The sequence below is a fragment of the Rhabdonatronobacter sediminivivens genome (genome assembly GCF_013415485.1).
In the GTDB taxonomy this organism is placed as follows: Bacteria; Pseudomonadota; Alphaproteobacteria; order Rhodobacterales; family Rhodobacteraceae; genus Rhabdonatronobacter; species Rhabdonatronobacter sediminivivens.
This window is the reverse complement of record NZ_JACBXS010000003.1, coordinates 114,736-137,007: the sequence shown is the minus strand read 5'-3', so window position 1 is coordinate 137,007 and position 22,272 is coordinate 114,736. Positions and strand designations below refer to the sequence as shown.

The window sequence follows — 22,272 nt, the reverse complement described above, 5'->3', positions numbered from 1 at the left end:
GCGGTTACTGCCCCGCAGCCACCCAAGGGAGAGGTCATGCGCTGTCCATTCTGCGGCAATATCGACACCCAGGTGAAGGATTCGCGCCCGGCCGAAGATCACGTCGCCATTCGCCGCCGACGCTTCTGCCCGGCCTGCGGGGGGCGCTTTACCACCTATGAACGGGTGCAGCTGCGGGATCTGGTGGTGGTGAAATCCAATGGGCGGCGCGAACCGTTCGACCGCACCAAGCTGGAACGCTCGATCCGGATTGCCATGCAGAAGCGGCCGATCGAGCCTGAGCGGATCGATCAGATGATTTCCGGCATCGTGCGGCGGCTGGAAAGCCTGGGCGACACGGATGTGCCGTCCAAGACCATCGGCGAGATCGTGATGGAGACGCTCGCCCGGATCGACACCGTGGCCTATGTGCGTTTTGCCAGCGTATACAAGAATTTCCAGGCGGCCGACGATTTCGACAAGTTTGTGTCCGAGCTGCGGCCACCAACGCCGGGGGAATGACGCCGGGCGAATGATACCGAACGCAGCAGGGGGCGCCGCCCCCGTCGCCCGTTGGGCGCCCCCCCCCGGAGTATTTAGGGCAAGATGAAGCAGGGTGACATGCACGCGCAGGACCTCCGCTTCATGCGTCTGGCCATTGCCCTGGGCCAAAGGGGGCTGGGGCGCGTCTGGCCCAACCCGGCGGTGGGCTGCGTGGTGGTGCAGGACGGGCGCATCGTCGGGCGCGGCTGGACCGCGCCGGGTGGGCGCCCTCATGCCGAACCGCAGGCACTGGCGCAGGCGGGTGCGGCGGCGCGGGGCGCCACTGTCTACGTCAGCCTGGAGCCCTGCGCCCACCATGGCAAGACCCCGCCCTGTGCCCGCGCGCTGATCGATGCGGGCGTGGCCCGCGTGGTCACGGCCCTGACCGACCCGGACCCGCGCGTGGCAGGTGGCGGGCACGCCATGCTGCGCGCCGCCGGGATTTCGGTGACCGAAGGGGTGATGGCGCAGGCGGCGCGCGTGGCAAATGCCGGGTTCCTGATGCGGGTGGAGCAGGGCCGCCCCTGGCTGACGCTGAAACTTGCGCTGACCCTGGACGGGCGCATTGCCACTGCGCAGGGTGAAAGCCGCTGGATCACCGGCCCGCAGGCCCGGCGCGCCGTCCATGCCATGCGCGCGCGCCATGATGCGGTGCTCGTTGGCGCCGGAACGGCGCGGGCCGATGACCCGGACCTGCGGGTGCGCGATCTGGGCACCGAATGGCAGCCGCTGCGGCTGGTGGCCGACCCGCGGCTGAGCCTGCCCAGCGACAGCCGCCTGGGCCGCAGCGCCGCAGCGCCGCCGGTCTGGATGCTGCATGGCGCAAGCGCGCCGCTGCCTGCGCGCAGGGCCTGGGGTGCCACCGGCGCCGGGCTGATCGAAGTTGCGGCCAGTGCCACCGGTCAGCTTGATCCCGCCGCCATGTTGCAGGCACTGGGCGCGCGGGGTCTGACGCGGGTGCTGTGCGAAGGCGGCGGCCTGCTGGCTGCCAGCCTGTTGCGGGCGGGACTGGTGGATGAACTGGTGGTGTTTTCCGCCGGAAAGGTGCTGGGGGCCGAGGCCCGCCCTGGCATCGGCCCGCTGGAGTTGGACCGGCTCGCCGATGCCCCTGGCTTTGCACTGACCGAGTTGCGCACGGTCGGCCCTGATGTGTTGCAGATCTGGCGCCGGGGCTGAGCGCGACCGCTACATGCGCGGTGCGTGGTGCAGGATCACCGGCACAACCAGGTCTTCCTCATCCACCAGATGCCGGTCCAGGAACCCCGCAAAGCGGGTCAGCCGCGCTTCCAGCGTTCCGGCGGCATCGCGCCCGGCGGTGTGGTCACGCGCGCGCAGATGCCCGAGCATCAGGTTGGTGTCAGCCGCCAGCCCGTGCAATTCGCCGTCCAGCGCGTGATGGTCGGAGTCCAGCAACTCGAAGCCTTTGCTCAGCCGGGTTTCCAGCCCCATCAATTGCGGGAAATACTGCATGTCTTCGATCTTGTGATGCCCGTCCAGCTGGTTGAGGAAAAACCCCATCAGCCGTGCGGTGTCCGGCGAAAACCGTGCCGGATCGGCGCCCTGGTCGATGAAGCTGCGCGTCTCGGCCTGCAGGCGCTCCAGCACCTGGCGGAACATCAGATGCCGTTCCAGCCAGAACCGGGTCAAGCCGTCGAAATTGCGGTGCGACTCCCAGATGTTGCGCGGATACTGGGCCAGCAGCACCCGCAGTGCATCGGGCAGGCCGTCACGTTTTGCAAGATCGCTCATCAGGTGCATCCTTCCGCCGCCTTGGATAGCTGCAACCTAGGGACTTCGGCGCCGGAATGACAGCGCGCCTGCCCTGCGCAGATGCAGAGGGGGTGTGCAAACGCCCTCAGCGCTGGGCGGGGCGCCAGCCGGCCTGCTGCGCCTCGGCCTCGGAGCAGAACCAGCGCTTGTCCGGGTGGTTCATGTTGACCCGGTCATAATGCGCCTGCCCCGGCAGGTGATAGATCCGGCCATTGCCCGAGACATTGCCCTTGATCATGCAATCGCCCTCGGGGGCGGGGTTGGCCAGCTCAGCGCGCGACTGGCGCAAGGCACAGAACCCCGCGGGCGGGTTCAGGGGCCCGGCGAAGATGCCTGCCTCGCGGTCGCGGGCGCGATCCTCGGCATGGGCATAGACCTCCAGCACGCCTTGTTCGGCGGCGTAGCGGGGGCAGACCCGGGCGATACCCTGGTCAATCAGGGTTTCCGCCACATCCCGCCCATCGAAATAGCAGCGCGCCACCATCCGGTCATGGCTGCGCGCGCCCAGGTCCACGCAGCGCAACACCTGCCCCTGGAACAGGCGCTCGGTTTCATACCAGGCCCAGCGGCCACAGGCCCAGACCGCGCCCGAAGGATGCGTACAGCTTTCCGCGCGCTCGGGCGCGTCGATCCCGCCGATCCGGATGCGCGTGCCCGAGATCTCGAACGTGTCGCCATCGATCACCCGCGCCGCGCCCACCAGAACCATTTGCCCGGCATCGCTGGGCAGGGCCAGCAAGCAGGCCAGCAAGGGTACAAGAAGGGAACGCAGGCGGAACATGCGCCTGTGATCCGGGAAAGGCGCGCCCCGATCAAGGTAAAAATTAACTAATCATTAACCTTCGTTAACGATGTTGCCGTTCCTGCACGCATTCTCGCGCAAAGCGTGTCAGCGCTGCGCCTGCTGCCAGTTCGGGTTGATCCAGGGCTCCAGGTTCTCGCGCGCAGGCGCCGGACGGCCCAGGATATGATCCGCCATCTTCTCGCCCACCATGATACTGGGGGCGTTGAGGTTGCCGTTGGTGATGCGCGGAAAGACCGAACTGTCGGCCACGCGCAGCCCTTCGACCCCGATCACCCGTCCCTGCGGGTCCACCACCGCCATGGGGTCATCCGCCCGCCCCATCCGCGCCGTGCCGCAGGGGTGATAGGCGCTTTCCACATGCGCGCGGATGAACGCATCCAGCGCGGCATCCTCCTGCGCTTCGGCGCCGGGCTGGATTTCATGGCTCAGATAGGGGGCGAAGGCGTCCTGGCCCATGATCTCGCGGGTCAGGCGGATGCAGGTGCGGAATTCGGCCCAGTCATCGGGGTGGCTCATGTAGTTGAAGCAGATGCGCGGCGCGTCCTCGGGACGGGCCGAGGCCAGCTTCACCCAGCCCCGGCTTTTGGAGCGCATGGGGCCAACATGGGTCTGGAAGCCATGCCCCTCGGCCACGGCCTGGCCGTCATAGCGCACGGCAATGGGCAGGAAATGATACTGGATGTCGGGGTAATCGATGCCAGCGGCCGAGCGGATGAAGGCCGCGGCCTCGAACTGGTTCGAAGCCCCCGGCCCGCGCCCCAGGAACAGCCATTGCGCGCCGACCCAGGCCTTGCCCAGCAGGTTCCAGTATTTGTAGAGCGTGATCGGCTGGCTGGCGGCGTATTGCAGGTAAAGCTCCAGATGGTCCTGCAGGTTCTGCCCCACGCCGGGCCGGTCCGCCAGAACCTCGATCCCGTGTTCGGCCAGATGCGCCCCCGGACCGATGCCCGAAAGCATCAGCAGCTTCGGCGTGTTGATCGAAGACGCCGCCAGCACCACCTCGCGCCGCGCGCGCAGGGTTTCCACGCGGCCCTTCCGGCGCACCTCCACGCCCACGGCGCGCCCGGCATCGAAGATCACGCGTCGCGCCTCGGCCCGGATCAGGCGGCAGTTGTCACGCTTCAGGGCCGGGCGCAGATAGGCCTGCGCGGTGGACCAGCGCCGCCCCTTCCAGATCGTCGCCTCCATGGCGCCGAAGCCTTCCTGCTGTTCGCCGTTATAGTCCGGGGTCACCGGGTAGCCCGCCTGCCGCCCGGCCTCGATGAAGGCGTTGAACAGCGGGTTGTCACGCCCCCCGCGCGAAACATGTAGCGGCCCGGCCTGCCCGCGCCAGACGCCGGCGCTGCCGTTGGCCCGGGCATCTTCGGCGCCGTGCCAGCACTCCATCCGCTTGTAATAGGGCAGAACATCGGCAAAGCTCCAGCCATCGGCGCCGCTCTCGGCCCAATGGTCGAAATCCCGGGCATGGCCGCGGACATAGACCATGCCGTTGATGCTGGAAGAACCGCCGATCACCCGCCCACGCGGACAGGCCAGCACCCGCCCGCCCAGATGCGGCTCGGGCTCGGTCTGGAAGCCCCAGTCATAACGGCGCATGTTCATCGGATAGGACAGCGCGCCCGGCATCTGGATGAACGGGCCGAAATCCGTTCCCCCGGCTTCGACAACCAACACCTGCGCGCCCGCCTCGGCCAGCCGAAAAGCCACCGCCGCCCCGCCCGAGCCCGAGCCAACCACAATGAAATCCGCTTCCATCACTTCACCTTGCCCAGGGCTGCCGAGGACCGGATCAAGGATCGCGCAAGCGACCCCCGAAGGGGGCTTGTCCTTGACCCGGCTCCCTTGCAGCCCAAACACTCGACATGGCGCGTTCAGGGCAGACCTGCCCCTGAACCGCCTCTCAGCACATGCTGCACCCTCTGCCACCATCGCACCGTGTCCATGCCGTGTCCTGAAGACACAGATGGCCGACTGACACAGCGCAGACCCTCCGGCCGATGGCGCTCCCGCCCCCTGCAACGCTCGCAGGTTCCCTGCGACCGCGCAGGCGTTGGGCCGGGCCGCGCGCTTTGCGCGCGGCCCGGCCCAACGGGAGGGGGCGGATTTTCAATCCGAACCCGACGGGCGGGAGCGCCACCTTTGACAGTTGCGCTTCAATAGGGGGCATCAACGCCTCCCATGCTTACATGGACAGTCTTGATCTGCGTGTAATATTCCAGCGCGGCGTGGCCGTTTTCGCGCCCGACGCCCGACAGCTTCACCCCGCCAAAGGGCATTTCCACCGGCGTCAGGTTGTAGCCGTTGATCCAGCAGGTCCCCGCCTGCAGGCGCGAGACCACCCGGTGCCCACGGCTCAGGTCCGCGGTGAACACGCCGCCCGCCAGGCCGAAGCCGGTGGCATTGGCCCGCGCCACGGCCTCGTCTTCGGTGTCGAAGCCCAGAACGCACATGACCGGGCCGAAGATCTCCTCGCGCGCGATCACCATGTCATCGGTCACATCGGCAAAGACCGTGGGCTCCACGAAGAACCCGTCATTGCGCCCGCCATTGCCGCCGCCGCAGACCAGCCGCGCGCCCTCCTCAACGCCCGCCTTGATATAGCCCATCACCTTGTCGCGCTGCGCCGCGCTGACCAGCGGGCCCATCTGCGTGGCCTCCTCCATCGGATCGCCCAGCACGATCGCGCGGCTGCGCGCCTCCAACCGGTCCAGGAACGCCCCAATCGCGCTCTTCTGCACGAAGACCCGCGTCCCGTTGGAGCAGATCTGCCCCGCCGAGTAGAAATTCCCCAGCATCGCCGCGCCCACGGCATCGTCGAGGCTGGCGTCATCAAACACCAGCAGCGGCGACTTGCCGCCCAGTTCCATGGTCACATGCCGGATGCCCTCGGCCGCCGCCGCATAGACCTTGCGCCCGGTCTCCACCGATCCGGTCAGCGACACCTTGGCCACGCGCGGGTCCGTGACCAGCGCCGCACCGACCGCGCCCGCGCCCTGCACCACGTTGAAGAGCCCTGGCGGCAACCCGGCCTCGGTCAGGATTTCGGCCAGCTTCAGGGCCGAAAGCGGCGTCAGCTCCGAGGGCTTGAACACCATGGCATTGCCGAAGGCCAGCGCCGGCGCGGCCTTCCAGCAGGCGATCTGGGTCGGATAGTTCCAGGCCCCGATGCCGGCGCAGACGCCCAGCGCCTCGCGCAGGGTATAGGCGAAGTCGCCGCCGCCCAGGGCGATGGTCTGGCCCGTCACCGTGGGGGCGTAGCCGCCGAAATACTCCAGTGCATCCGCGCCCGAGGCTGCATCGGCCACCAGCGTTTCCTGCAGCGGTTTACCGGTGTCCAGCGTCTCCAGCTCGGACAGGGGGCGGTTACGCTCGCGGATGATCTCGGCGGCGCGGCGCAGGACCCGCCCGCGCTCCACCGGCGGGCGCGCGGCCCAATCCGCCTGCGCGCGCTCTGCCGCCGCCAGCGCGCGGTCCAGCACCGCGGGCGTGGCGGCATGGAGCCGTGCCACCGCTGCGCCGGTATAGGGGTAGATCACGTCGAAGGCTGCGCCGTCGGTATCCTCGACGAACGCGCCGTCGATGTAATGGCTGGCCTGCGGTTGTGCCTGCATCGCCTGTCCTTTCATTCGCCGCGGGGAAACCGCTGGTTTTCCTCCAGCACGTTCAGGTCCATGTGGTTGCGCATGTAGCGGTCCGAGGCGCGCTGCAGCGGCTGGTAATCCCAGGGGTAATAGGCGCCGTTGCGCAGCGCCTCATAGACCACCAGCCGCCGCGCCTGGCTGTGGCGAACCTCGGCGTCATAGGCGGCCATGTCCCAGCGCGCAGCGGCCATGGCGCGGAAGGCTTCCAGCCGTGCGGCATGGGCCGGGTCGGCGGCCAGATTGCGGCTCTCCTGCGGGTCAGTGCGCAGATCAAAGAGTTGTTCCGGGTCCACCGGGCAGGCGGTGTATTTCCACCCTTCGGCCACCAGCGCCACCATGGGCGCCACCGACCCCTCGGCCACATATTCCATCGCCACCGGGGCTTCGCGCGCGGCCCCACCGGCCAGCGGCAACAGCGTTTCACCATCGACCCAAGGCGCGACCTCGGCCATCCCCACCCCGGCCAGATCACAGAGCGTGGGGCACAGGTCCAGCGTGCTCACCGGCGCATCCACCCGCCCCGGCGCCAGCCCCGGCGCGGCGATCATCAGCGGCACCCGGGCGGAGCCTTCGCGGAAGCTCATCTTGAACCACAAGCCACCCTCGCCCAGCATGTCGCCATGGTCCGAGGTGACGATGATCACCGCCTCCTGCCGCGTGGCCTCCAGCACGTCCAGGATCTGGCCGATCTTTTCATCCACATAGCTGATATTGGCGAAATAGCCCTGCCGGGCACGGCGGATGTGATCTTCGGAAATGTCGAAATTCCGCCAGTCATTGGCATCGAACAGGCGCTTGCCATGCGGGTCCTGCGCACCGTAGCCCGGGTCCGGCAGGCCGGGCAGCAGATGCTCGCAGCCCTCATAGAGATCCCAGAACCGCCGCCGCGCCACATAAGGGTCATGCGGATGGGTGAAGCTGACCGTCAGGCACCACGGGCGCGGATCGCCCCCGCGCGCCAGATCATAGAGCTTTGCCTGCGCGTGATGGGCGACCTCGTCATCGTATTCCATCTGGTTGGAGATCTCGGCCACCCCCGCCCCGGTGACCGAGCCGAGGTTGTGATACCACCAGTCGATCCGCTCGCCGGGGCGCCGCCAATCCGGGGTCCAGCCGAAATCGGCTGGATAGATATCGGTGGTCAGGCGTTGCTCGAACCCATGAAGCTGATCGGGGCCGACGAAATGCATCTTGCCCGAAAGCGCGGTCTGATACCCCGCGCGGCGCAGATGATGCGCATAGGTGGGGATGTCCGAGGCGAATTCGGCCGCGTTGTCATAGACGCGCGTGCGGCGCGGCAGCAGCCCGGACATGAAGCTCGCCCGCCCCGGCGCGCACAGGGGACTGGCGGTATAGGCATTGGCAAACCGGACCGAAGCCTCCGCCAGCCGCCGCAGGTTGGGCGTGTGCAGCCAATCGGCGGGACCGTCGGGGAACAGGGTTCCGTTCAGTTGATCCGCCATCAGGATCAATATGTTGGGCGCGCGAGTCATGCGCGCCCCTCCAACTGCGCATCCAGCCAGCCTTCGACCATGCGCGCGGCGGCGCGGCCATCGGGCTCACCCGCACCCAGCGCCTCACGCAGATAGACCCCGTCCACCATGGCCGCCACGCCTTCGGCCAGCGCGCCCGCACGCGCCCCGGCCACGGGGCGCAACGCATGGGTCAGGTTCGATACCAGCCGCCGCTGATAGACCCGCAGCAGCCGCGCCGCATCCGCGCGCGTCTGGGCTAGCACATAGAAGTTCAGCCAGGCGGCAATCACCTCACGCCGGAAACTGGTCGGCGTGAAGCTGGCGCGAATCAGCGCCCGCACCCGCGCCGCCGGGTCATCGGCCACGGCCAGCGCGCCGCGCACCTCGGCCCCGTAAACCGCCAGCACATGGCGCATGGCGGCCAGAAACATCGCATCCTTGGAGCCGAAGTAATGATGCGCCAAGGCCGAGGACATCCCCGCGCGCCGTGCGATACGGCTCACGGTCACCTCCAGATTGCCCGCCTCGCCGATCTCGGCAATCGTGGCTTTGATCAACGCATCGCGCCTGATAGGCTCCATCCCAAGCTTCGGCATATCCTGGTCCCTGCGACAAAATGGTTGCACCCGTGATAGCCGGAGGTTTATTGATTGGTCAATCAACAAAACACAACCGGAGGTCCCAATGACTCTGCGCAATCTTGCCCTTGCCACTTCTGCCGCCGCATTGCTGGCCGCGCCCGCCGCCGCAAATTGCGATAGCGTGACCTTCTCGGACGTGGGCTGGACGGATATCACCGCCACCACCGCTGTCGCCACCACCATCCTCGATGCGCTGGGCTATCAGACGCAGACGCTGGTGCTGTCGGTGCCCGTCACCTACACCTCCATGGCCAATGGCGATGTGGATGTGTTCCTGGGCAACTGGATGCCCACCATGGAGGCCGATATCGCGCCCTACCGCGAGGCCGGGACCGTGGACACCGTGCGCCGCAACCTCGAAGGGGCGAAATACACCCTGGCCACCAACGCCGCCGGGGCCGCGCTGGGGATCGGCGATTTCGCCGATATCGCGGATCATGAAGGCGCGCTGCAGGGCCGGATCTACGGGATCGAACCGGGCAATGACGGCAACCGCCTGATCCTGGACATGATCGAGGCCGACGCCTTTGGCCTGGGCGGCTGGGAACTGGTCGAAAGCTCTGAACAGGGAATGCTGAGCCAGGTCGCGCGTTCCGATCGCCGCGATGAGCCGGTGGTGTTCCTGGGCTGGGAGCCGCACCCGATGAATGCCAATTTCGACCTCACCTACCTTGAAGGCGGCGATGACTGGTTCGGGCCGGATCTGGGCGGCGCCTCGGTCTATACCAACACCCGCGCCGGCTTCGTCGAGGACTGCCCCAACATCGGCCAGTTCCTGGAAAACCTGGAATTCACGCTGGAGATGGAAAACGCCATCATGGCCGCGATCCTCGATGAGGGTCAGGACCCCGAGGCCGCGGCCCTTGCCTGGCTGTCGGACAACCCCGATGCCATGGGGCCGTGGCTGGCCGGCGTGACCACCCTTGACGGCGAAGACGCGCTCCAGGCGGTGACGGCAATCCTGAACTGATCCGCGCCTGCATTTTCTTGCCCCAAATACTCCGGGGGGGACCGGCCCTGAACAGGGCCGGTCGGGGGCAGCGCCCCCATCCCCGCCCGGCCAAGCAGCCTGGACCCGCCCGATGCTCGATATCCTGTCCGATGCCATAACCGGCGCGAAAATCCCCCTCGGCCGTTCGGTGGCCGATGCGTTCGACTGGTTGCAGGACAGCTTCATCGGCTTCTTCGACGGGCTGGAAATGGGGCTGCGCCAGGCGGTGACGCTGCTGGCCAACGCGCTGAACACGCCGCATCCGGTACTGATGATCCTCTTGTTCGGCGCCATCACCTGGGGGTTGCAACGCCGGCTGGCGCCGGTGCTGATCGTGATGGCCTGCGCGCTCTTCGCGCTCAACCAGGGCTACTGGCTGCTGACCATGCAGACGCTGACGCTGGTGCTGGGGTCCTGCTTCGTCTGCATGGCGATCGGGGTGCCGCTGGGCATCTATTCGGCGCATCATCCGCGCTTCTATCGCTGGCTCACACCGGTGCTGGACCTGATGCAGACGCTGCCGACCTTCGTCTATCTGATTCCGGTGCTGGTGCTCTTTGGCCTCGGCATGGTGCCGGGGCTGGTGGCCACCGTGATCTTTGCCATGCCTGCGGCGATCCGGCTGACCGAACTGGGCATCCGCTCCACCCCGAAGGCCCTGACCGAGGCCGCCACCGCCTTTGGCGCCACCACCCGCCAGCGCATCCTCAAGGTCGAACTTCCCTACGCCTTTCCGCAGATCATGGCGGGGCTGAACCAGACCATCATGCTGTCGCTTTCCATGGTGGTGATTGCCGGGCTGGTGGGGGCGCCGGGGCTGGGGGTGCCGGTGGTGCGCGCGCTCAACCAGGTCAACGCCTCCCTGGGGTTCGAGGCCGGGGCCGTAATCGTCGCCGTGGCCATCATGCTGGACCGGATGCTGCGGGTGGAGGTGAAGCAATGACCAGCCCTGCCGTCAGCTTTCGCAATGTCTCCATCGTCTTTGGCGACAGCCCCTATCGCGCGCTTCCGCTCATGGAGACGGGGCAAAGCCGCGCCGATATCCAGACCGCCACGGGCCAGATCCTGGGCGTTCATGACTGCACGCTCGATGTCGCCGAGGGCGAGATCGTGGTGCTCATGGGCCTGTCGGGGTCCGGCAAATCCACGCTGCTGCGCGCGGTCAACGGGCTGAACCCGGTGATCCAGGGCGATGTGCTGGTCAATGACGGGGAACGCATGGTCAGCGTGCCAAAGGCCAGCGCCGCCACCCTGCGGCGGCTGCGGATGCGCCATGTGGCCATGGTGTTCCAGCAATTCGGCCTGCTGCCATGGCGCTCCGTGCGGGAAAATGTCGGCCTGGGGCTGGAACTGGCAGGTGTGCCCCGGCGCGAACGCCGTGACAGGGTGGAGGCGCAGCTGGAGCTGGTGGGGCTCGGCGCCTGGGCCGACCGCGCGGTGTCCGAACTGTCGGGGGGCATGCAGCAGCGCGTGGGTCTGGCCCGCGCCTTCGCGACCGAGGCACCGATCCTGCTGATGGACGAGCCCTTCTCGGCGCTGGACCCGCTGATCCGGACGCGCCTGCAGGATGAATTGCTGGAACTGCAGGCGCGGCTGAAACGCACCATCGTCTTTGTCAGCCATGATCTGGACGAGGCCTTCAAGATCGGCAACCGCATTGCCATCCTCGAAGGCGGGCGGATCATTCAGTGCGGCACGCCCTCGCAGATCTTCACCGCCCCGGCCAATGACTATGTGGCCGACTTCGTGGCCAACATGAACCCGCTGGGGGTGTTGCGGGCCTGTGATGCCGTGGTCCCGTCCAGCTGGCCGCCGCCGGGGGGGCAGATCGATGCCGACACCCCCATCCGTGATGCCCTGCGCGCGTTGCATGGCGCCGCCGAAGGGCTGACCGTGACCCGCGAGGGCCAGATCATCGGCAAGATCACCCTGGATTCGGCAGTGCAGGCCCTGGTGCGCACCCGCGGCATGCAGGCGCCTGCAACCGGGCCGACGGAAAAAGGCGCAACCGGGACTGCAGAGGGGGCATGAGCCGCTGCAGACAGCGCGCCGGGTGGTGATGGCCTTGACCGCTGCGGCGCTATGGTCAAGAAAACAGAATGTCATCAGGGCGCGGCGCGGCAACGGTCAGACCACAGCCCCCGGACCCCGTGACCTGGCCTGGAACAGGAAGTCAGACCTTGCGCCCATTGCAGACCGCCCCCAGCCGCAGCGAACAAGTCTATACCGCCCTGCGCGACAGTATCCGCGACTGCACCCTGGCCCCAGGGACCGCACTGGTGCAGGAAGATATTGCAAATATGCTGGGCGTCTCCCGCCAGCCGGTGCAACAGGCCATGGCCCTGCTGAAGAATGACGGGCTGGTAGTCGAACGCGGTGGCCGCGGCTTGTATGTGGCGCCGATCGATGCTTCGCGCATGGCGCATCACTATCAGATTCGCATGGTTCTGGACCAGTTGGCGGCACGGTTGGTGGCCGACCGCGCCAACCGGCAGCCCGGGTTTCGTGCAGAGGTGGAACAGCGCGGCTTGGCCATCCTTGCCGCCGGTGATGCCGCGCTGAAAGCCGGCAGAGCCGCCGAGGCCGTTGCCCATGATGCCGAATTCCATGCCCTGCTGTATGAACTGTCAGGCAACCCGCTGATCGGCCCCACGGCGGAAATGCACTGGAATTTCCTGCGCCGGGTCATGGTGGGGGTGCTGACCCATGCCAGCCGCGGCGCGGTGGTCTGGGATCAGCACCGCCAGATCCTGGAAGCCATTCTGTCCGGCGATACCGATGCCGCCGCAAGTCTGGCAGCGGATCATGTGATCGGCGCGGAACAGGCGCTGCTGGCAGCCGACCGTGACGGCAGCCTGGTGGACATGACCACACGCCCCGAGGCCTGAGAACTGCCGGGATGTTCCGCCGGGGCATGCAGGGATGCCGCGCGCCTGTGGCCGAAGGTCAGAAAAGCGCCCCCAAGCCGCGCCCACCCGCCCACCCCGCGCGCCTTGGGGGCGCTGCGCGGCGCATGGCTGCGCCGCGCAGGGAAGCTGATGGGCCGGTCTGCTGGCCCTGGGGGATCATTCGGCAGCGATAGCCGGGCGCGCGGACTGCCCGGGCGCCGGGGCATAGACCTGCTGCGCAGCCGCCACGCCGGACCCGTAAGGGATACGCGCGCCAGCGGCATTGAGCGCCATCTCGGCGATGGACAGGGCGCTCAGGCACATGCCTTCGTTCAGGTCACCCAGGTGACCGATACGGAAGGCCCGCCCGGCCAGCGGCCCCAGCCCGGCGCCGAAGTAGCAATTGAACTGGTCGCGGGCGATGGCGATGACCTCGCGCGCATCCACACCATCGGGGGTGTAGATGGCGGTCACGGTGTTCGATGCACAAGCCGGGCTTTCCGCCACGCAGCGAAGACCCCATGCCTCGACCGCGGCGCGCACACCGCGGGCCAGCCGCACGTGGCGGGCATAGACATTGTCCAGCCCTTCGGCATTGAGCCGGTCCAGCGCGGCGCGCAGCCCGTGCAGAATCGGTGCGGGCGGGGTGTAGGGGAAGCTTCCGGCTGCATGCGCATTGGCCATATCGCCCAGGTGGAAATAGGCGCGCGGCATGGTATTGGTCTCGGCCAGGGCCAGGGCCCGCGGGCTGAGCGCCAGCACCCCCAGTCCGGCGGGGCACATCAGCCCCTTCTGGCTGCCGGCGATGGCCAGATCCACGCGCCAGGCGTCCATTTCAAACGGAACCGAGGCCACGGACGACACGCCGTCCACGAACAGGAGCGCGTCATGGCCGCAGGCGTCCATTTCGGCGCGCACGGCCTCGACATCCGAGGCCACCCCGGTCGCGGTTTCGTTCTGGGTCACGAATACCGCGCGGATGCTGTGTTCGGAATCATCGGCCAGGATGCGGGCAAAGGTTTCCACCGGGCAGGGGGCGCCCCAGGGCACATCCACCAGTTCCACCTGCAGACCCAGCCGCGTGGCCATTTCCGCCCAGAGGGTCGAGAACATGCCGTGGCGCGCCATCAGCACCTTGTCGCCGGGGTTCAGCGTGTTGGCGATGGCGGCTTCCCAGGCGCCGGTGCCGGACCCGGGATAAAGCAGTATGGTCCCTTCGGTGGTGCCGAATACGGGTTTGAGGTCCTGCAACAGGGGCGTGACCAGGGCTGCGAATTCGGGCGCGCGGTGGTCCTGCATGGGCACCGCCAGGGCGCGGCGGACGTCTTCGGGCAGGTTGGTGGGGCCGGGGATGTAAAGATGCGACAGGCCGGTTTTCATGGGGGATCCTCCTCAAGATTGGCCCAGCCATGCCCCAGATGCGCCAATCCGTGAAGTGAAATCAGGTTCTGCTGTAAACGCGAGGATTTACAGACCCGGGAATCGGTAATATTGTAAACCCAACAGTATTGGGTATACCACATGCAAGCACGCAAGACCTTCATCGGACCCCATCTGCGGCGGCTGCGCCGGGAGCGCGACCAGACCCAGGCCGAAATGGCCAAGGCGCTGGGGATCAGCGCGGCCTATGTCAACCTGCTGGAAAACAACCAGCGCAGCGTGTCGGTGTCGGTCATGCTGCGGCTGCTGGAAGTCTATGGCGTGGACTGGCGCGAGATCACCGACGAGGACACCGGCGCCCGGCTGGCCGATCTGCGCGGCATCCTGCAGGACCCCATCTTCGATTCCACCCGCCCGGACCTGCAGGAACTTCGCGGCGCGCTGGCCCATGCACCGCGCATGCTGTCAGCCTTTGCACAGCTTCACCATGCCTATCAGGCGGCGATGGACCAGATCCAGGTGATCGCCGCGGGCATGGGGGCGGATGAACCCTTGCTCAACAGCGCCCCCGAGGCTGTGGTCCACAATTACTTTCGCCGCAACCGCAACCATTTTCCCGCGCTTGAAGCTGCGGCCGAAAGCTTCTGGGGCGGGCCTGCGCCGGCATCGGATGACCTGTATGCGGCGCTGAAGGCGCGGTTGCATGCATCGCACAAGATCATCGTGCGACTGGTCAGGGTGGCCGATCTGCCCCGCACCCTGCGCCAGTATGACGAAGCCCGCGCCGAATTGCTGCTGTCCGAGGCGCTGGACCATCCCAACCGGATTTTCCAGCTGGTTCATGTGCTTGGCCTGATAGAATACGAAAAGGTGATCGAAGAGCTGCTGACCGATGCGGCGCTCAACAGCCCGCAGGGGCGCGCCCGCTGCCGGGTGGAGCTGGCCAATTACTTCGCCGCTGCGGTGCTGATGCCCTACGGCGCCTTTCTGGCCGAGGCGCGCGACAGCAAGTATGACTTCGACCATCTGGCCACCCGGTTTGGCGTCAGTTTCGAACAGGCCTGCCACCGCGCCACCACGCTGCAGCGGGACGGGGCGCATGGGGTGCCCTTCTTCTTCCTGCGAATCGACAAGGCAGGGAATGTGACCAAGCGGTTCAACGCCACCGATTTCCAGTTGGCAGAATATGGCGGCGCCTGCCCGCGCATGGATGTGCACATGACCTTTCGCACGCCCGGGCGAATCATCCCGCAGCTTGTCGAAATGCCGGATGCATCGCGCTATTTCGTGATCTCGCGCACGGTGGACCGGCCGACATTCGAGCGCCACGGCCAGGACAACCGCCTGGCGGTTGCCATGGGCTGCACCGTGGAACACGCCACCGACCTGGGCTATGCCGAGGGCATGTCCCTGGGCGATGCCCATGCCACGCCGATCGGGATCAACTGCCGGGTCTGTCCCAGGGTGGGTTGCGAACAGCGCGCCCATCACGCCACCATCCTGACCGCGCCGGTGGATGAACACCGCCGCGGCGCCACGCGCTACGATACCTTTCAGGGCTGAGCCAGGCGTTACGAACGCCGCCTGCGGATGACGGCTGCGGATGGCAGGCCCGCGCCTCAGGTGCCCGGTAGTCCCGGCAGGCGCAGCCCGTGGTCGCGGGCGCAATCGCGGGCGATGTCATAGCCCGCATCGGCATGGCGCATGACGCCAGTGGCCGGGTCATTCCACAACACCCGCTCCAGCCTGCGGTCGGCGTCCTCGCTGCCGTCGCAGACGATCACCATGCCCGAATGCTGCGAGAACCCCATGCCGACCCCGCCGCCATGGTGCAGGCTGACCCAGGTGGCCCCGCTGGCCGTGTTCAGGAGCGCATTCAGCAGCGGCCAGTCGCTGACCGCGTCGGACCCGTCCAGCATCGCCTCGGTCTCGCGGTTGGGAGAGGCGACCGAGCCTGAATCCAGATGGTCGCGCCCGATCACCACAGGGGCTTTCAATTCGCCATTGCGCACCATCTCGTTGATCGCCAACCCGGCGCGGTGCCGGTCCCCCAGCCCGATCCACATGATCCGCGCGGGCAGGCCCTGAAAGGCGATGCGGTCACGGGCCATGTCCAGCCAGTTGTGCAGATGGGTATTGTCGGGGAAAAGCTCCTTCATGCGCGCGTCGGTCTTGTAGATGTCCTCGGGATCGCCCGAAAGCGCGCACCAGCGGAACGGGCCGACGCCCCGGCAGAACAGCGGGCGAATATAGGCGGGCACGAAACCGGGGAAGGCAAAGGCGTTTTCCAGCCCTTCCTCAAGCGCGACCTGGCGGATGTTGTTGCCATAGTCCAGCGTCGGCACGCCCGCGTTCCAGAAATCCACCATCGCGGCGACATGGGTCTTCATGCTGGCCCGCGCGGCCGCTTCCACCGCCTTCGGGTCGCTCTCCTGCTGCGCGCGCCACTCGGCCACGGTCCAGCCGAGCGGCAGATAGCCATGCACCGGGTCATGGGCCGAGGTCTGGTCGGTGACCATGTCGGGGCGCGGGCCGCCGTCCTGCATGCGGCGGGCGAGTTCGGGGAAGATTTCGGCAGCGTTGCCGATCAGCGCCACCGACTTGGCCTCGCCCTTCGCGGTCCAGTCGGCGATCATCGCCAGCGCCTCGTCCAGATCATGGGTCTTGGCGTCGCAATAACGGGTGCGGATGCGGAAATCGGCGCGGGTCTCATCGCATTCCACCGCCAGGCAGCAGGCCCCGGCCATCACGGCGGCCAGCGGCTGCGCGCCGCCCATGCCCCCCAGACCGGCGGTCAGGATCCAGCGCCCCGTCAGATCGCCGCCGTAATGCTGGCGCCCGGCCTCGGCAAAGGTCTCATAGGTGCCCTGCACGATGCCTTGCGTGCCGATGTAGATCCAGCTTCCCGCGGTCATCTGCCCGTACATCATCAGCCCCTTGCGGTCGAGTTCGCTGAAATGCTCCCATGTGGCCCAATGCGGCACCAGGTTGGAATTGGCGATCAGCACGCGCGGGGCGTCGGCATGGGTGCGGAAAATGCCCACCGGCTTGCCCGATTGCACCAGCAGGGTCTCGTCGCCCTCCAGGTCGCGCAGGGCGGCGCAGATGCGGTCGAAATCCTCCCATGTGCGGGCGGCCCGGCCAATGCCGCCATAGACCACCAGTTCATGGGGGTTCTCGGCCACATCCGGGTGCAGATTGTTCATCAGCATCCGCAGGGGCGCCTCGGTCAGCCAGGTTTTCGCGCTGATCTCGGCGCCGGTGGGGGGGTAGATGTCACGGGCATTGTGGCGGGGGTTGGTCATGGCTGGCTCCTCAGGCGGGGGGCAAGGTCGATGAGCGCATTCAGGATGCGCGCCAGCACCGGGCGCAGCCGCGCGGCGCGGGCGGCGTCCCAGTCCCAGGGCGGGCACTCCTGCATATAGGCGGATTGCGCCAGTTCCATCTGGATCGCATGGATGCCACTGTCGGGGCGGCCGTAATGCCGGGTGGTCCACCCGCCCCGGAACCGGCCGTTCACCACATGGCTGAACCCCGGCGCGGCGGCGCAGATATCGGTCACGGTGGCCTGCACCGCGGGGGCGCAGGTGGTGCCATTGTCGGTGCCGATGTTGAAGTCCGGCAGGGTGCCGTCGAACAGGAACGGGATCTTTGACCTGATGGAGTGGCAGTCATAGAGGATCGCCACCCCATGCCGGGCGCGAACACGGTCCAGCTCGGCGCGCAGGGCGGCGTGGTAGGGGGCGTGATGCGCGGCGCGGCGGGCGGTGATCTCGGCCGTATCGGGCGGGTCGGACCAGATGGGGGTGCCATCGAAATCGGTCAGCGGGACCAGCCCGGTGGTGTTCTGCCCCGGATAGAGGCTGGCGCCCGTGGGGTCGCGGTTCACATCGATCACATAGCGGTGCAGGGTCTGGCGCACGGTGGTCACGCCCGCGGCCAGCCCGTCATGCAGGGTATGGATATGCCAGTCGGTATCGGCCAGGACGCGGCCGGTATCGTTCAGCCGGGCGGCAATCTCAGGGGGGAGATCGGTGCCGGTGTGGGGCAGCCCCAGCACCAGCGGGCTTTCCCCGCGTGTGACCTCGATGCTCATGGCGTGACCTCCAGCGGCAAGGAGACCCCGGCGGCACGGGCCAGCGCGCCGGAACGCACCAGCGCGGTGGCAGCCTCGATATCCGGGGCCATGTAGCGGTCAGCGCCCAGCGGCGGCACCTGCGCGCGCAGGCAGGCCAGCGCGGCCTGCAGCGGCGCGCTGCTGCGCAGGGGCGCGCGGAACTCCACCCCCTGGGCGGCGGCCAGCAGCTCCACCCCCAGGATCGCGCCCAGATTGCGCCCCATCCGGTCCAGCCGCACGGCGCCATGGGCGGCCATGCTGACGTGATCTTCCTGATTGGCGCTGGTGGGGGTGCTGTCGGTGCTGCAGGGATTGGCCAGATGCTTGTTCTCGCTCATCAGGGCGGCACTGGTGACTTCGGCGATCATCAACCCCGAGTTCAGCCCCGGATCCGGCGTCAGGAAGGGCGGCAGGTCATGGCTGAGCGTGGGGTCCACCATCAGCGCCACCCGGCGCTGGGCAATGGCGCCCAGTTCGGCCATCGCAAGCGCAATCTGATCGGCGGCAAAGGCCACATGTTCGGCGTGGAAATTCCCGCCCGAGACGATCTGCCCGCTGTCCACCAGCACCAGCGGGTTGTCGGTCACGGCATTGGCTTCGATCAGCAGGGTGCGCGCGGCCATGCGCAGAAGGTCCATGCAGGCGCCGGCCACCTGCGGCACGCAGCGGATGCAATAGGGGTCCTGCACCCGCGCATCGCCGTCACGGTGGCTTTCACGGATGGCGCTGCCCGTCATCAGACCGCGCAGGGCGTCGGCAACCTCGATCTGCCCGGCATGGCCGCGCAGGGCGTGGATTTCCGGCGCCAGCGGCGCGGTGGAGCCCATGATCGCATCGGTGGACAGGGCGGCGGTGACGGCGCTGGCCTCCAGGCAGTCCCAGGCGGCAAACAGCCCCGCAAGCGCGCAGGCGGTGGAAAACTGGGTGCCGTTGATCAGCGCCAGCCCTTCCTTGGGGCCCAGAGTCAGCGGGGTCAGCCCGGCGCGGTCCAGAGCCTCGGCCCCCGGCAGGGGCGTGCCATCATCGACCACGGCCTGCCCCTCGCCGATCATCACCGCGGCCAGATGCGCCAGCGGCGCCAGATCGCCCGAGGCCCCCACCGACCCCTGCAGCGGCACCACCGGGGTGACCCCGCGCGCCAGCATGGCCTCCAGCATCGCCACCACGTCCCAGCGCACCCCCGAGGCCCCCCGCGCCAGCGAGGCGGCCTTGAGCACCATCATCAGCCGCGTGGTGGCCCAGTCCTGCGGCGCACCGACCCCGCAGCAATGCGACAGGATGAGGTTGCGCTGCAATGTGGCGGTGTCTTCGGGGGCGATCTTGCGGCTGGCCAGTTTGCCAAAGCCGGTGTTGACCCCATAGACCGGCGCCGCGCCCTGCGCCGCATCCGCCACAATGCGTGCGGCGCGGTCCACCTGTGCCTGTGCGGCGGGGTCAATGGCGGGCACTGCGGCACCGTCCCGGATGGTGCGCAGCAGGGCAAGGTCAAGTGTCCCGGGGGTCAGGGTCCGCATGGCGCATGTTCCGTGCTGAAGTGGTTCTGGCAATATTATGTATGCACATTATTTCCGAGTCAATCCGGTTCTCGCCCCGCCCTGCAATCTCTGGCCAGGATGAGGGACCGGTCGGTGGCGCCGAGCCCGCAGCGCCGTGCCAAGGGATTGGCGCCGCACCTGGGGACGGTGCGGCAGATCCCATGCAGGTGATTTACAAATCCGTCGGATCATGCCAATCTTCGAGGTTGGGGAAAAAACGATAAAAACCAATGCCCTGCCCGTGCCATGAAGTTATATGGCATCAAGGGCGTGGCTTGCCGGGGGAAAGATGCGCAAGTTTCTGGTGGTTCTGGACGACAGCAAGGAATGCCTGAACGCGATCCGTTTCGCCGCCCTTCGGGCCGCCCGCACGGGGTATGGCGTTCAGATCCTGTCGGTCATCCCGCCCGAGGAATTCCAGCATTTCATGGGCGTGGCCGACCTGATGCGGGCCGAAGCGCGCGAGCGCATCGAAGCCCATTTCGAGGTTTATGCCAAATGGATGCGTGACCGGCAGGGCGTCACCCCCGAACTGGTCATCCGCGAAGGCGACCCGGTCGAACAACTCATGGCCCAGATCACCGAAGACCCGCAGGTCGGCATCCTGGTGCTGGGCGCGGGCACGGACAACCGCGGGCCGGGGCCGCTGGTCACGCATCTGGCGCGCAATTCGGGCGCGCTGCCGGTGCCGGTGCTGATCGTTCCCGGCGACCTGCCCCGCGACAAGCTGGAAGAGATCGCCAAGGGCTGAACCTTCGTCCCGCGCCCGGGCCGCCCCGGACGTTTCGCCGCATCCCGCCACCCCGGACGTTTTGCCGCACCCCGCCACAAGGCTGGACATTCCCTGCGGCAGCAGGCACAACCCGTGTCCAGATTTGCAAGGCCCGGCTTCCCCATGGGAACGGAGGAAACGCCATGTCCGATCTGCGCATCCGCAAGCAGGCGCTCCAGCTCGAAGAGCTGTTTCACGATGGTGGCCCGGCCAATGGCCTGCCCCAGCGAAAGCTGGCCATGGTCACGGTCATCGCCAACCCCTTTGCCGGGCGATATGAGCCTGACATCCTGCCCTTCGTTGAAACCCTCAAACCCCTGGGCCGCGCCATGGCGCAGCGCATGGTGGACATGCTGGGTGGTGATCCCGCGCAGGTGCAGGGCTACGGCAAGGGCGCCATCGCCGGCGAGAATGGCGAACTGGAACACGCGGCATTGTGGCATGAACCCGGCGGCTGGGGCATGCGCGAGGTGCTGGGCACGGCGCGTGCCATCGTGCCCTCGACCAAGAAGCTGGGCGGGGCAGGCACGCGGCTGGACGTGCCGGTGACGCATATCAACGCCTCCTATGTGCGCAGCCATTATGACGCGATGGAGGTCGGCCTGAACGACGCCCCGCGCGCCAATGAACTGGCGCTGATGCTGGTAATGACCACCGGCCCCCGGCCCCATGCCCGCGTCGGCGGGCTGCGGGTGCAGGATATCTCTGCCCATGACGGGCTGCGCTGAGCGGCCCCATCCCAAAGGACCCACGCCCATGATCCGCACCACCCTTGCCGCCCTTGGCGCGCTGTTGCTGGCGCTCCCCGCCACCGCGCAGGAGCGCGAATTCCGACTGGGCCTGATCACCCCGCCCGTGCATGTCTGGAATCAGGAGGTCGCAGCACTCTCCGGCACGCTGGCCGAACTCTCGGACGGGCGTTTCACGGTGGCGGCCTTCCCCTCGGGGCAACTGGGGAATGAAGCGGCAATGCTGCAGCAGATGCAGACCGGCGCGCTGGACATGGCCTGGCTGACCACCGCCGAGATCACTACCCGCGTGCCTGACATGGCCGCGCTGCATGCGCCCTTCCTGGTGGACAATATCGCCGATGCCGCGCGCGTCCTGCGCTCGGATGACGCGCGCGAGATCCTGGACGCCCTGCCGCGCGCCACCGGCACCGTGGGGCTGTGCTATGCCATGACCGGCATGCGCCAGCTTGTCACCCGCGCGCCGGTGGACTCGGCCGCCGATCTGCGCGGCATGCGCTTTCGCATCACCCCCGCCCCGCCGATCCGCAGCTTCTTCGAGATGTTCGGCGCCGCCCCCGCGCCGATGCCGCTGACGCAGGTCTATGACGCGCTGGCCAATGCGCAGATCGATGCCATCGACATGGATTTCGAATCGATCATCAATTTCCGCTACCATGACCACGCGCCGCACCTGATGGAAACCAACCACCACATGTTCGCCATGGTGGCGCTGGTATCGGCCCGCGTCTGGGGCAGCCTGTCCGAGGACGACCGCGCCATCATCACGGACGCCACCCAGATGCACTGCGACCGCACCATCGACCGCTTTGTCGAGGAAGAGGCCGACAAGTTGGAGCGGCTGAAAGCCGAACCGGGCGTGCAGGTGACCGAAGCCGTCGGCCCCGGGTTCTTTGGCGATATCGTCGAACGCTGGGATGCCGAATGGCGCGACCAGACCCCCTTCGTGGACCGGCTGCGCGCGCTGGTGGACGGATTCTGAACCC

At 67.5% G+C, this 22,272-nt stretch carries 20 protein-coding genes; 10 read left to right on the top strand and 10 right to left on the bottom strand.

Annotated features, from left to right (window positions below):
- The first annotated feature begins 36 nt into the window (after positions 1-36).
- Together nrdR and ribD are read left to right on the top strand one after the other, a co-directional pair.
- Positions 37-501, top strand: a complete 465-nt coding sequence (nrdR, locus tag HUK65_RS02430) for a transcriptional regulator NrdR (RefSeq protein WP_179904536.1) — start codon at positions 37-39, stop codon at positions 499-501.
- 99 nt (positions 502-600) lie between these two features.
- The gene (gene ribD / locus HUK65_RS02425) at positions 601-1,698 is read left to right on the top strand and encodes a bifunctional diaminohydroxyphosphoribosylaminopyrimidine deaminase/5-amino-6-(5-phosphoribosylamino)uracil reductase RibD (protein WP_235441718.1); all 1,098 of its coding nucleotides are present in this window, start codon (positions 601-603) and stop codon (positions 1,696-1,698) included.
- A 9-nt stretch (positions 1,699-1,707) separates the two neighbouring features.
- On the opposite strand, the gene HUK65_RS02420 is transcribed toward ribD, so the two are convergent.
- The 6 genes from HUK65_RS02420 to betI form a co-directional block, all read right to left on the bottom strand.
- Positions 1,708-2,271, bottom strand: coding sequence for a hemerythrin domain-containing protein (locus HUK65_RS02420; RefSeq protein WP_179904535.1), 564 nt, complete (start codon positions 2,269-2,271; stop codon positions 1,708-1,710).
- Between the two features lie 106 nt (positions 2,272-2,377).
- A complete protein-coding gene (locus HUK65_RS02415) occupies positions 2,378-3,073 on the bottom strand; it encodes a thermonuclease family protein (RefSeq protein WP_179904534.1) in 696 nt (231 codons plus the stop codon).
- Between the two features lie 108 nt (positions 3,074-3,181).
- Positions 3,182-4,852 carry a choline dehydrogenase gene (betA, locus tag HUK65_RS02410; RefSeq protein ID WP_179904533.1) on the bottom strand — a complete coding sequence of 557 codons (1,671 nt, stop codon included), beginning with the start codon at positions 4,850-4,852 and terminating at the stop codon, positions 3,182-3,184.
- Positions 4,853-5,250: 398 nt separating this feature from the next.
- On the bottom strand, positions 5,251-6,708 hold the full coding sequence (betB, locus tag HUK65_RS02405) for a betaine-aldehyde dehydrogenase (RefSeq protein WP_179904532.1): 1,458 nt from the start codon (positions 6,706-6,708) through the stop codon (positions 5,251-5,253).
- 11 nt (positions 6,709-6,719) lie between these two features.
- Positions 6,720-8,231 carry a choline-sulfatase gene (gene betC / locus HUK65_RS02400; protein ID WP_179904531.1) on the bottom strand — a complete coding sequence of 504 codons (1,512 nt, stop codon included), beginning with the start codon at positions 8,229-8,231 and terminating at the stop codon, positions 6,720-6,722.
- Complete coding sequence (gene betI, locus HUK65_RS02395) at positions 8,228-8,809, bottom strand: transcriptional regulator BetI (RefSeq protein WP_179904530.1); 582 nt, start codon at positions 8,807-8,809, stop codon at positions 8,228-8,230. The genes betC and betI overlap by 4 nt, the downstream gene beginning before the upstream one ends.
- A gap of 88 nt (positions 8,810-8,897) precedes the next feature.
- Here betI and choX point away from each other — a divergent pair, with 88 nt between their 5' ends.
- The 4 genes from choX (at position 8,898) to HUK65_RS02375 (ending at position 12,733) form a co-directional block, all read left to right on the top strand.
- Positions 8,898-9,824, top strand: a complete 927-nt coding sequence (gene choX, locus HUK65_RS02390) for a choline ABC transporter substrate-binding protein (RefSeq protein WP_179904529.1) — start codon at positions 8,898-8,900, stop codon at positions 9,822-9,824.
- Positions 9,825-9,936: 112 nt separating this feature from the next.
- Complete coding sequence (gene choW, locus HUK65_RS02385; protein WP_179904528.1) at positions 9,937-10,788, top strand: choline ABC transporter permease subunit; 852 nt, start codon at positions 9,937-9,939, stop codon at positions 10,786-10,788.
- Positions 10,785-11,876, top strand: a complete 1,092-nt coding sequence (choV, locus tag HUK65_RS02380) for a choline ABC transporter ATP-binding protein (RefSeq protein ID WP_179904527.1) — start codon at positions 10,785-10,787, stop codon at positions 11,874-11,876. The genes choW and choV overlap by 4 nt, the downstream gene beginning before the upstream one ends.
- Before the next feature lie 149 nt (positions 11,877-12,025).
- Positions 12,026-12,733 carry a GntR family transcriptional regulator gene (locus tag HUK65_RS02375; protein ID WP_179904526.1) on the top strand — a complete coding sequence of 236 codons (708 nt, stop codon included), beginning with the start codon at positions 12,026-12,028 and terminating at the stop codon, positions 12,731-12,733.
- A gap of 177 nt (positions 12,734-12,910) precedes the next feature.
- On the opposite strand, the gene HUK65_RS02370 is transcribed toward HUK65_RS02375, so the two are convergent.
- Positions 12,911-14,113, bottom strand: coding sequence for a pyridoxal-phosphate-dependent aminotransferase family protein (locus HUK65_RS02370; protein WP_179904525.1), 1,203 nt, complete (start codon positions 14,111-14,113; stop codon positions 12,911-12,913).
- Between the two features lie 141 nt (positions 14,114-14,254).
- On the opposite strand from HUK65_RS02370, the gene HUK65_RS02365 reads away from it, so the two are divergent.
- A complete protein-coding gene (locus HUK65_RS02365; protein WP_179904524.1) occupies positions 14,255-15,676 on the top strand; it encodes a helix-turn-helix domain-containing protein in 1,422 nt (473 codons plus the stop codon).
- A gap of 56 nt (positions 15,677-15,732) precedes the next feature.
- Here HUK65_RS02365 and hutU read toward each other — a convergent pair whose 3' ends face one another.
- From hutU to hutH, 3 genes are read right to left on the bottom strand one after another with little or no spacing between them, the layout of a single operon-like run.
- Positions 15,733-17,418, bottom strand: a complete 1,686-nt coding sequence (hutU, locus tag HUK65_RS02360) for a urocanate hydratase (protein ID WP_179904523.1) — start codon at positions 17,416-17,418, stop codon at positions 15,733-15,735.
- Positions 17,415-18,209 (bottom strand): N-formylglutamate deformylase, encoded by a 795-nt coding sequence (gene hutG / locus HUK65_RS02355; protein ID WP_179904522.1) that lies wholly within the window; start codon positions 18,207-18,209, stop codon positions 17,415-17,417. Before hutG ends, hutU begins: the two co-directional genes overlap by 4 nt.
- Positions 18,206-19,744 (bottom strand): histidine ammonia-lyase, encoded by a 1,539-nt coding sequence (gene hutH / locus HUK65_RS02350; protein WP_179904521.1) that lies wholly within the window; start codon positions 19,742-19,744, stop codon positions 18,206-18,208. The genes hutG and hutH overlap by 4 nt, the downstream gene beginning before the upstream one ends.
- 310 nt (positions 19,745-20,054) lie before the next feature.
- Here hutH and HUK65_RS02345 point away from each other — a divergent pair, with 310 nt between their 5' ends.
- The 3 genes from HUK65_RS02345 to HUK65_RS02335 all read left to right on the top strand — a co-directional run bounded on the left by HUK65_RS02345 (position 20,055) and on the right by HUK65_RS02335 (position 22,268).
- The gene (locus HUK65_RS02345) at positions 20,055-20,516 is read left to right on the top strand and encodes a universal stress protein (RefSeq protein ID WP_179904520.1); all 462 of its coding nucleotides are present in this window, start codon (positions 20,055-20,057) and stop codon (positions 20,514-20,516) included.
- A 164-nt stretch (positions 20,517-20,680) separates the two neighbouring features.
- On the top strand, positions 20,681-21,265 hold the full coding sequence (locus tag HUK65_RS02340; RefSeq protein WP_179904519.1) for an amino acid synthesis family protein: 585 nt from the start codon (positions 20,681-20,683) through the stop codon (positions 21,263-21,265).
- A gap of 28 nt (positions 21,266-21,293) precedes the next feature.
- The gene (locus tag HUK65_RS02335) at positions 21,294-22,268 is read left to right on the top strand and encodes a TRAP transporter substrate-binding protein (protein ID WP_179904518.1); all 975 of its coding nucleotides are present in this window, start codon (positions 21,294-21,296) and stop codon (positions 22,266-22,268) included.
- The last annotated feature ends 4 nt before the right edge of the window (positions 22,269-22,272 follow it).